At 64.7% G+C, this 9,401-nt stretch carries 9 protein-coding genes, 1 pseudogene and 1 other annotated feature; of the genes and pseudogenes, 5 read left to right on the top strand and 5 right to left on the bottom strand.

Annotated elements, in window-relative coordinates; translation table 11 throughout:
* Positions 1–478: 478 nt before the first annotated feature.
* The 3 genes from EV666_RS09930 to EV666_RS09920 form a co-directional block, all read right to left on the bottom strand.
* Positions 479–877, bottom strand: coding sequence for an N-acetyltransferase (locus EV666_RS09930; RefSeq protein WP_342635660.1), 399 nt, complete (start codon positions 875–877; stop codon positions 479–481).
* A 102-nt stretch (positions 878–979) separates the two neighbouring features.
* Positions 980–1,132: a hypothetical protein gene (locus tag EV666_RS18875; RefSeq protein WP_425359564.1), complete on the bottom strand. Its 153-nt coding sequence runs from the start codon at positions 1,130–1,132 to the stop codon at positions 980–982.
* A gap of 40 nt (positions 1,133–1,172) precedes the next feature.
* Positions 1,173–2,120: an amidohydrolase family protein gene (locus EV666_RS09920; protein WP_132006871.1), complete on the bottom strand. Its 948-nt coding sequence runs from the start codon at positions 2,118–2,120 to the stop codon at positions 1,173–1,175.
* Between the two features lie 160 nt (positions 2,121–2,280).
* On the opposite strand from EV666_RS09920, the gene EV666_RS18820 reads away from it, so the two are divergent.
* Positions 2,281–2,514 (top strand): LysR family transcriptional regulator, encoded by a 234-nt coding sequence (locus tag EV666_RS18820; RefSeq protein WP_342635659.1) that lies wholly within the window; start codon positions 2,281–2,283, stop codon positions 2,512–2,514.
* Here EV666_RS18820 and EV666_RS09910 read toward each other — a convergent pair.
* A pseudogene (locus EV666_RS09910) lies at positions 2,441–3,588 on the bottom strand (IS3 family transposase). The gene EV666_RS18820 and the pseudogene EV666_RS09910 sit on opposite strands and share 74 nt — an antisense overlap.
* Positions 3,189–3,305: a sequence feature (AL1L pseudoknot), on the bottom strand. It overlaps the preceding pseudogene by 117 nt.
* 134 nt (positions 3,589–3,722) lie before the next feature.
* A complete protein-coding gene (locus EV666_RS09905; RefSeq protein ID WP_165909961.1) occupies positions 3,723–4,370 on the bottom strand; it encodes a TetR/AcrR family transcriptional regulator in 648 nt (215 codons plus the stop codon).
* A 554-nt stretch (positions 4,371–4,924) separates the two neighbouring features.
* Between EV666_RS09905 and EV666_RS09900 the strand changes: the two genes are divergently transcribed.
* The 4 genes from EV666_RS09900 (at position 4,925) to EV666_RS09885 (ending at position 9,342) form a co-directional block, all read left to right on the top strand.
* On the top strand, positions 4,925–6,151 hold the full coding sequence (locus tag EV666_RS09900; protein WP_132006865.1) for an LLM class flavin-dependent oxidoreductase: 1,227 nt from the start codon (positions 4,925–4,927) through the stop codon (positions 6,149–6,151).
* 116 nt (positions 6,152–6,267) lie between these two features.
* The gene (locus EV666_RS09895; protein WP_245514334.1) at positions 6,268–6,891 is read left to right on the top strand and encodes an NADPH-dependent FMN reductase; all 624 of its coding nucleotides are present in this window, start codon (positions 6,268–6,270) and stop codon (positions 6,889–6,891) included.
* Positions 6,892–7,210: 319 nt separating this feature from the next.
* Positions 7,211–8,302: an Rv3169 family protein gene (locus EV666_RS09890; RefSeq protein WP_132006862.1), complete on the top strand. Its 1,092-nt coding sequence runs from the start codon at positions 7,211–7,213 to the stop codon at positions 8,300–8,302.
* The gene (locus EV666_RS09885) at positions 8,299–9,342 is read left to right on the top strand and encodes a phosphotransferase family protein (RefSeq protein ID WP_132006859.1); all 1,044 of its coding nucleotides are present in this window, start codon (positions 8,299–8,301) and stop codon (positions 9,340–9,342) included. Before EV666_RS09890 ends, EV666_RS09885 begins: the two co-directional genes overlap by 4 nt.
* Positions 9,343–9,401 lie beyond the last annotated feature (59 nt).

The raw sequence follows: 9,401 nt of genomic DNA, 5'->3' as shown, positions 1-9,401 counted from the left end.
CTTCTCTCAGAAGGGTCTGGCTGAAACAGCAGGTGAACCCCGCCGCCGATGTCCGCCTTATAGGACCCTCCCAGCCCCAATGTCAACGACCCGTCACAACATCAGCGCATCCCACAAATCACGCCTGTGGACGTCTCGGGCCAAACATCCCGTACGCCCTTCTGAATGATGACGTTTTTTAGAACCGTAAAAAACAACTCTTGATGACGCTCCCGGCAAATGATTGCCGGCCGACACCGGGCGGACGCCCACATGGAGGAGATGCGGCCAGAAAATTTTGGTCCCAAGGTTTCGTCAACTGCCGAAGATGAACGCGCCAGCCGCCCAAGGAGACAGTTTGCCAGTCCGGCGTCAGACCCTTGCCAACGACGCCGCAATATCCGCAATCGCGCGGAACAGAACGAGCGCGTCATCCCTGGAGGCACAAAATCCCGGCGCAGCCAGAACCGGGCAGCTCCTTCGTCAATCGTATTGACCATCAGCGCGCCCCCCGAACCAGAGCCGCCGCGTTAACGCAACGTTCGAGCGCGTGCTTGACCAAACCTGTCCCGATCCCCTGCCCCGCTCGCCTTGCATCCGTGGCAAGCTGACCAGGCAGCAGACACGGAACGGGATCCGGCGGCTGATCGGTGCGTATCGAACGCGGCATGGCGGCTGGCGCCATGGCAGTCGGAGCCAAACCGTAGTAGCCAGCGACACGCCCCGCCTCATGGAAAACAGGAACAGCAGTGAATCCCTTCTGCTGGTTGGCGAGGGCGCGCATCTTCAGCCAGTGGTCAAGCGTAAGCTTGCCGCATGAGAAACCAGATACGTCGCGCCAGGCTGAAAACGGCTCCGGAGCTGACAGAACCACAGCATTACCGCTTTGCTTCGCCACCAGCCTCCCAAGGCGCCGGCGGCCTGGCCATCTCCACCATTTCAGGGACAGGTGCAGCCGGACCCGCGAGCACGTCCATGAACGCCGGAAATCCGTCCGGACTCATGCGGATGACCGGTTTTCCATCAACACGTCCTCGGCCGCCCGCACAGCAGCGTCACGCACAAAGTCGGCGCGCAAACAGCCACGCTTGCGGGCCAGCGGCAGGTTATGGGCCTGCGTAATCCAGTAGCCGTCGAGGTGAATGGACACCACGCCACGCAATCCCCGAAAGGGTATCGTGCCTTAAGCAACATCAAAATGTCGGACTGCTGGATTTTGCAAGTCGCGGAAACAGCGTTTCAGCGTTGCCCCGGTTGATCGCATATCGCTGCTTCTCGTTCAGCGGGTAAGCGTCCAGCGCCGCGTTGAACTCATGGCTGATGGGGGCAAAAGGAAAGTCGCTTCCGAAAGTGATGCGCGTGGGATCGGCGAATGCGAGCAACGACGGCAACGCCGTCGGACTGGAAGAGAGGGCGGTGTCAAAATAGAACCGCTTCATATCGGACATGATGCCCTCGGGCGTCGTGCCAGGATTGAACGGCGCAGCGCCGGTGAACCGGTAGGCCGCGTAGGGAAGGAATCCTCCGCCATGCGACAGAATCACTTTAATGTTCGTGTATCGGCTCATCACTCCATTGACGATCATGTGAATCGCCGTACGTGTTGTATCGAAGGGATAGTCAAGCAACGGACTCGGTAATCCCTTAAGCATTTCGATCGGTGGCTCTGTCGGGTGGATGAAAACGACAGCAGAGCGGGCGTTGAGTTCGGCCCATAAAGGCTCAAAATTACTGTCGCCCAGATATTTGCCGCCGGCATTGGAAAGCAGCACCACACCATCGGCATGCAATTCGTCCAGGGCATATCTTGCCTCTGCAACCGCACCGTCGACATCCGGTAACGGTAAGCAAGCAAATTGGCCGAAGCGATCAGGCCGGCTTTTGACCAGATTCGCATGATATTCATTTACCTGGCGCGCCAGGGTGCGCCCCTCCGCATCGTCACCTAAATGAACGCCTGGAGCGCTCAGAGAAAGAACGCCGGTAACGATCGACTCTCTGTCCATCATGGCGATCGCCGCCTGCTCATCCCAGGCTGGGGTGGGCCAACCACCCGCAGTGAGGCCGCGATCGTCGAGCAGCTTGCGGTAAAAGGGTGGTATCAGGTGTTGATGCGTATCAATTCGGGCGATGGATGACATCGTGGCAACTCCGCATGAAGAGACCGATCAGGCGTAATCGAACAGCTCAATGGGAAAATGTGCTGTGATCCGTTGATAGGTTACCCGTTGCTGTGGCATTCTCAAAATTGATAATGCTGATTGTATCTTTCGGTTACGAATCAATTCGCTCGATCTAAACTTGCTAAAAGCTTTCGATGCGGTAATGCGGCACGGCCCCGTTTCAGCCGCAGCTTCGGAACTGGGGCTGTCACAACCGGCGGTCTCCAACGCGTTAAGCCGACTGTGGCCTGCTGCCGTTTTGAACCGCCCCGGGTTTGCCGGAGGCAATTTTGTTCAAGTCAGGCTACTGGCTGGTGGTCGAGCATGGCGTAGTAGCGCTCCTCGGCTTCTGCCGGCGGGATATTGCCGATAGGCTCCAGCAGCCGGCGGTTGTTGAACCAGTCGACCCAGGTCAGCGTTGCGAACTTCACCGCCCCGAAGCTTCGCCATGGCGTGTGCCGGTGGATCACTTCGGCCTTGTAGAGGCCGTTGATCGTCCCGGCGAGAGCGTTGTCGTAGCTGTCGCCGACACTGCCGACAGACGGCTCGACTCCAGCTTCCGCCAGACGCCCGGTGTAGCGGATGCTGACATATGGCGATCCCCTGTCCGAATGGTGCGCCAGGCCGCCCCGGTGCACAGGCCGCCGTTCATGCAGGGCTTGCTCGAGAGCGTCGGGCACGAAGCCCGCATGCGCTGTCCGGCTCACGCGCCAGCCGACGATGCGCCGGGCATATGCATCAATGACTAAGGCCACGTAGACGAAGCCTGACCAGGTGCTGACGTAGGTGAAGTCCGAAAGCCATAGCCGGTTCGGGGCCGGGGCATGAAAGACCCGGTTCACATGGTCGCGAGGACATGGCGTCGCCTTGTCCGGCGCCGTGGTGCGGATGCGTTTGCCGCGAATGGCGCCGTGCAGGCTGAGGTCGGCCATCGAAGTTCTCGACGAACACACGCTCGATCTCCGGCTTGAGCGCCAGATCCCGCTTCGCCCGCGTGGACAGCCTCCCGGGATCTGAGCGACTGGCGACGTGAGCGTGGCAGGTTGACGGGGCGATCGGCAGCACCCTGCAGATCGGCTCGACCCCATGCGCTTCACGGTGATCGTCAATGAACGCGATCATCGTCTGAATGGGCGGTCGAGCTCCGCCTGCGCAAAACAGGCGCTCGCTTTGCGCAGGATCTCATTGACCTGCCGGAGTTCACGGTTCTCCCGCTCAAGAGCCTTCATTCTCTCGGCCACGTCTGTCGGCACGCCAGCTCTCTTGCCGGCGTCTGCCTCCGTCTTCTTCACCCAATCCAGCAGCGTGTGCGCCGGGCAACCAATCTTCGCCGATATCGACTGACACGCCGTCCAACGGGAAGAATGGTCACCTCGTGATCCATCACCATCCGCACCGCTCGCTGACGCTCCTCAGCCGGGAATTTGCTCGAAGTTTTGCTCGTCATGGCTCCCTCCTATTTGGAGGTTGGAGCCTCCGGCAAACCCGGGGCGGTTCAGTCCGCTTCGGCGCGATCATCACTGACAACTCCGAAACCAACTGACCCGTCCGCCGCCAAGCGACCTCTGACGGCGCTGGACCTCAGGCGACGTTTTCCAGCGTGCGCGACAGGAAATCGTCGTAATCGGCCCGGGTCATGCGGATGGCCTGGTGGATCGCCGCCCGGTCGGCGTTGAACATCAGCTCCATCGAAAAACCGCGCATGGCGGCGATCAGCGCGCGCGAGCGAACCCGCAGCGGCTCCGGGTCCGCGACGCCGGCTTCCGCCGCCATGCGCACGATGTCGGCGTCCATCACGCGTTCGATGTTTTCGGCCAGCGGGCGCAGGCAGGCCGCCAGCTCCGGCTCCCAACGGGCGGCGAGAAGGATCTCGTTCAACGCGAACGCCGCCGGCTCACGCTGAACTTCCTCGATAATCCGGCAAAGGGCGCGGAGACGAGCGACGGGCTCCTCCAGCACGGCAAACCGCCTGCGACCAGAATCGATCATCCCGGTCATCGCGAACCCCGCCGCCGCCGCCATCATGTAGGTGCGGGTCTGGAACTGGTGCAGCAGGGAGCCCCGGCTTACCCCAGCCGCCTCCGTAACCGCCTGGGTTGTGGTCGCCGAATAGCCGACGGCGTTAAGGCAGGAAACCGTCGCCTCCAGCAGCCGCCGTCGTGTATCCCGGCCCCGGGGCGTCAGCGCCCGACGCCTGGCGTCGACCAGAACATCCCCATCGCCAGTCATCCCGGCCCGTCTGTCCCTGTGCTGCGCAGTCATCAGCCTGTTCACGGTTTGCGTCTTCAACCGCCCGGTCATAGCAGATTGCCGGCGACGCCGCCGCATCCCCGCCCGCATCACCGCCACCCAGCGGTCAAACGTCCGGCAAGTCACTCCTGCTGGCAAGTCACTCCTGCCGGCAAGTCACGCCCGCTGGCAAGGCCGTTATCGCATGAGGGCAAATTTTCTAGTCACGATTGACTACTTGATGCGTTCGCCATAGCGTTTGAACATCGGGGAGCGTCCGCAGATGACGCCCGCGTGGAGGACCCGCCTGGAGGATATGATGTTTGCTGGCCCGGGCCGCGCCGCCGGCGCGTCCGGAAACCTTGCGACAGCATTCTTCCCGCGCTGCATCCGCATGGCTCAGGTCCTGCGGCGTCAGGCGCACTGTTCCGGCTTCCGGCGACCGGGATCCGGCAGCGGACCCTTGCTGGCGGGCGCCAGCGCGGGCGGCCCTCCCACACGGATCAACAGGCGGCGACCTGCCGGCAAGGCGCAGGCGCCAGGGGAGGTTGCTCATGTCCACGTCGTTGCCGGCCAGATTGCGTTTTGGCGCCTTTATCGCCCCGTTCCATCCGCCGGATGAGAATCCGACGCTCGCGCTCGAGCGGGACATTGAGCTGGTGCAGTGGCTCGACCGGCTCGGCTACGAAGAAGCGTGGATCGGCGAGCACCATTCCGCCGGCTATGAACTGATCGCCAGCCCGGAGCTGTTCATCGCCACCGTGGCGGAGCGCACCCGGCATATCCGCCTCGGCACCGGCGTCTCATCGCTCAGCTATCACCATCCGCTGATGCTGGCTGACCGCATCAACCAGCTCGACCACATCACCCGCGGCCGGGTGATGTTCGGCGTGGGTCCCGGCGCTCTGCCCTCCGACGCCTACATGATGGGCATCGAGGTGGCGAAGCAGCGCGACATGATGGACGACGCGCTGGACGCGCTGGTTCCGCTGCTGCGCGGCGAAACGGTCAACCGCAAGACCGACTGGTTCACCCTGCAGGACGCGCGCCTGCAGATGACGCCGTACTCCCGCCCGTCCGTGGAGATCGCCGTCGCCAGTCAGGTGTCGCCCACCGGCGCGCGGGCGGCCGGGCGCCACGGCGCCGCCATCCTGTCGCTGGGCGCGACGAGCGCCGGCGGCTTCAACGCCCTGTCATCCAACTGGGCGATCGGGGAACAGACCGCCGCCGATCATGGCAAGGCCATGGACCGTAACGCCTGGCGACTGGTTGGCCCCATGCACATCGCGGAAACTCGCGAGCAGGCCCGGGCCAACGTGCAGTTCGGCCTGGAAAAATGGCTGTTCTACTTCCGCGAGGTGGCCGCGTTGCCAATTTCGGTTGAGGCAGGGGTGGACCCGGTTGACGCCATGAACGCGACGGGCCTGGCGGTGATTGGCACGCCGGACGACGCCATCGCCCAAATCGAGCGCCTCGTGGGCCAGTCAGGCGGCTTCGGCGCCTATCTGCACCTCGCCCACAACTGGGCCAGTTGGGACAATACCAAAAAGTCCTATGAACTGTTCGCCCGTTACGTCGCGCCAAGGTTCCAGCAGCTCAACGTCAACCGCGAAGCCTCCATGAACTGGGCGCGGGATAATCACGCCGCATTCCTTGGCCAGCAGGTGCAGGCGGTGGGCGCGCGCGTCGCCCGGCACATCGCCGAAAAGGGCGCGGACAACATCAGCCCGGAAATCCTCCAGGCCATGGGCATGGGCGACAAGCCCGAAGCCGCCCAGTAACGCCCCCCGCTGCCGGAGACCCGCGGCCGCCGCGCCGCGCAACCCATCTTCATATCCGCCCCGGGGAGCCTGCTGGCCAGCCTGCCCGGCGCGCGGCCGCACGCCGGAGACGGTGCATGAACATGACGCATCCGCCGGACTGGAAGCGCCCCCTGATCCTTGGCGTCGGCGGCGCGACCCGTCCGGGCTCCTCCACCGAGAGGGCGCTGCGCATCGCCCTCGACAGCGCCGCCGAAGCCGGCGCCGAAACCATCGCGCTGGTGGGCGAAGACCTCGACTTCCCCATGTATGCGCCGCACGATCCTGGACGCTCGCCAAAGGCCGCGCGCTTCGTGAGCCTCGTAGCGCGTTGCCAGGGCCTCGTGATCGCCTCGCCCGGCTACCACGGCATCGTTTCAGGGCTCGTGAAGAACGCGCTCGATTACGTCGAGGACCTGCGCGACAGCCCGCAGCCCTATCTTGAAAACCGCGCGGTCGGGTGCATCGCCTGCGCCGCCGGGTGGCAGGCCACGGGCTCAACGCTGGTCAGCCTGCGTTCCGTCGTCCATGCCTTGCGCGGCTGGCCCACACCTCTGGGCGGCGCCGTCAACACCGCCCAGCCGGATTCCGGCCTCGACGCCGGCGCCCGCGCCCAGTTGCAGACGATCGGACGTCAGGTCGTGCGCTTCGCCCGGGCGACAGGCGCCCTGGCCGCCCTGACGCCCGAAGCTGGCCAGGTTGACGAAGCCAGGGCAGGCTGAAGACCTGACGCGACCGAAATTCCACCATGATCCTGAATTTACGGATTTTTCTGCCCCATGGCTCCGCGAGCCCGCCCACCTTCACGGACGCCGGCAGAAACAGCCCCCTGGGGAACCCAACGGCCGTCTCTCACCGGAAAGGCCGCACCCGCGAACGGCTCCGGCGTAACCATCGCCATGTCGCCGCATCGTATTTGCCTTGCAGGGAAATATAACGCGCCGACTGCCAGACTGCGGGATAACATCCGGCGCCTGGCCGAAATGGCTGCACTAGCCAGGAAACAAAAACAAAACCAGTTCAAACGAAAGGGATGAGGAAATGCTGACCAGGGGCGATGATTTTCCATTGCATCAAACCAGCGAGCCTGTCGCGTTCGCCGGAACGGATCGCAATTTCTACGATCGCTATTTCTTCAACGGTTACAGCCCGGACGGGTCGGTGTTCTTCGGCGCCGCCATGGGTTTTTATCCGCAGCTTGGCATTGTCGACGCCGCCTTCTGCGTGCTGAGCGGCGGCGTCCAGTACAATCTGCGCGCCAGCCGCCGTTCCGCCGGGGAGCGGCTCGATCTGACGGTCGGCCCCATCGCCATTTCCATCGACGCGCCGCTGGAAGTGATCACCCTGCGCATCGCCGCCAACGACGGCCCGCTTGCGGCGGAGCTGACGTTCACCGGCCGGCATTTCCCCATCGAGGAGCCCCGTTTCATCCGCCGCAACGGCACGCGCCTGTTCATGGACTACACGCGCATGACCCAGAACGGCCACTGGCAGGGCTGGCTGTCGGTGGACGGCGCGCGCGTGGCGGCGGGCCCCGGCTGGAGCGGCACGCGCGATCGCAGCTGGGGCATCCGCCCGGTTGGCGCGCGCGAGCCCCAGCCGCCGCCAGAGGGCAATTTTTCGCAGTTCTTCTGGCTATGGACGCCGTGCAATTTCGATGACCGCTCACTGTTCTTCCACACCAATGACGACGCCGCAGGCCAGGCGTGGAACCGGCGGGCGGTCGTTGCCGTCGACGGCGGGGCCGAGCATCACTACGACGCCACGGCGTTCTCCATTGACTGGCAGGCCGGGACGCGCCGCATCGCCCGGCTTCGCGCGGAGCTTGAGCCTGGCCGCGTCCTGACGCTCACGCCCACGGGACCGGTGTTCGCCATGAGCGGCCTCGGTTACGCCCACCCGGAATGGGGCCATGGCCTTGACCACGGCCCGAACCTTGCCGTGGCGCACGATGCGCTGGATGAAACTGGCCGGAACTGGACCAATCCGCTGGCCATGCACATCCAGGCGCCTGTCACCGCCCGGCTGGGCGGCGACGACGCTGAACGCCTGGGCATCGGCGTGCTGGAACAGCTGTTCGTTGGCCCGCACGCGCCCACGGGACTTTCCGGCCTGATGGAGCCCGCGCCATGAGCTTCCCCACCACTCCCGAAAGCATGAGCCCGGCGTGGCTGGCGACGGCGCTGGGACGTGGCGCCGGCTCCCTGCGCGGTTTTTCCGCGGAAAGGGTCGGCACCGGGCAGATGTGCGACAGTTTTCGCCTGACGCTCGACTGGCGCGACGCCGGGGCAGGCCCCGCCAGCGTTATCGCCAAATGTCCCAGCCATGATGAGGCCAGCCGAAATATCGCGGCGTTGACCGGAACCTACGTGAAGGAAGTCAGCTGGTACCGGGAGCTTGCGGCCGGAAGCGGCGTGCCCGCGCCGGTTTGCCACCACGCCGACATCGCGCCCAACCAGATTGATTTCATCCTGATCCTGTCAGATCTCGCGCCCGCCCGGCAGGGCGACCAGCTGGCCGGACAGGGGCTGGCGGGCCTGAAACCCTGCATCACGGCCGCGGCGCGGCTGCACGCGTTATTATGGAACGATCCGCGTCTCGATCAGTTGCCCTGGCTGGCGCGGGACAGCAGCGATACCGTTCGGGCGCTGTTCCCCAGGTTCTATGAAGGCTTCAGGGAGCGCTACGCCAGCCGGCTGGCGCCCGAGGTCCTCGATCTCGGCGCCGGCCTCGTCCAGCGCCTGGACGCCTATTTGACCCGGGCGCACGCGGCGCGCGCCCTGGTCCACGGCGATTTGCGCATCGACAACGTGCTGTTTGCGCCGGATGCCCCACAATGCTGGCTGGTTGACTGGCAGACCCTGGGACGCGGCAGCGGCGCCACCGACATCGCTTACCTGGTCGGCACCAGCATCGCGGATCCCGGCGAGCGCGCCGCGGCGGACCGGCCAGCCTTCGCGCACTGGATCGACGCCCTCTCGGCCGCGGGCGTCGCGCCGGATATTGACGGTTTGTGGACCGACTACCGCATCGGGGCCCTCAGCGGCTACTTCATGGCGGTGTTCGCGTCCATGAGCGTGGCGCGCACGGAACGCGGCGACGAGATGTTCGCCGTGATGGCCGAGCGCCCCGCCCGCCAGGCCCTGGCTTTGGGAAGTCTCGACCTGCTTTAGGCGCTGAAGCCTGCTGGCGCATGACGCCGCGTCAGGTGAGGACCGTTCGCGGCAGCATG

Origin of the sequence: Camelimonas lactis (assembly GCF_004342915.1) — a bacterium.
GTDB lineage: Bacteria > Pseudomonadota > Alphaproteobacteria > Rhizobiales > Beijerinckiaceae > Camelimonas > Camelimonas lactis.
Note: the sequence above shows the minus strand (reverse complement) of the source record. Positions and strands in the feature narration are given on the sequence as shown.

Coding starts and splice junctions, on each gene's coding strand:
- EV666_RS09920 (WP_132006871.1), bottom strand. CDS start 2,120: ATGTCATCCATCGCCCGAATTGATACGCATCAACACCTGATACCACCC.
- EV666_RS09905 (WP_165909961.1), bottom strand. CDS start 4,370: ATGACTGGCGATGGGGATGTTCTGGTCGACGCCAGGCGTCGGGCGCTG.
- EV666_RS09900 (WP_132006865.1), top strand. CDS start 4,925: ATGTCCACGTCGTTGCCGGCCAGATTGCGTTTTGGCGCCTTTATCGCC.
- EV666_RS09895 (WP_245514334.1), top strand. CDS start 6,268: ATGAACATGACGCATCCGCCGGACTGGAAGCGCCCCCTGATCCTTGGC.
- EV666_RS09890 (WP_132006862.1), top strand. CDS start 7,211: ATGCTGACCAGGGGCGATGATTTTCCATTGCATCAAACCAGCGAGCCT.
- EV666_RS09885 (WP_132006859.1), top strand. CDS start 8,299: ATGAGCTTCCCCACCACTCCCGAAAGCATGAGCCCGGCGTGGCTGGCG.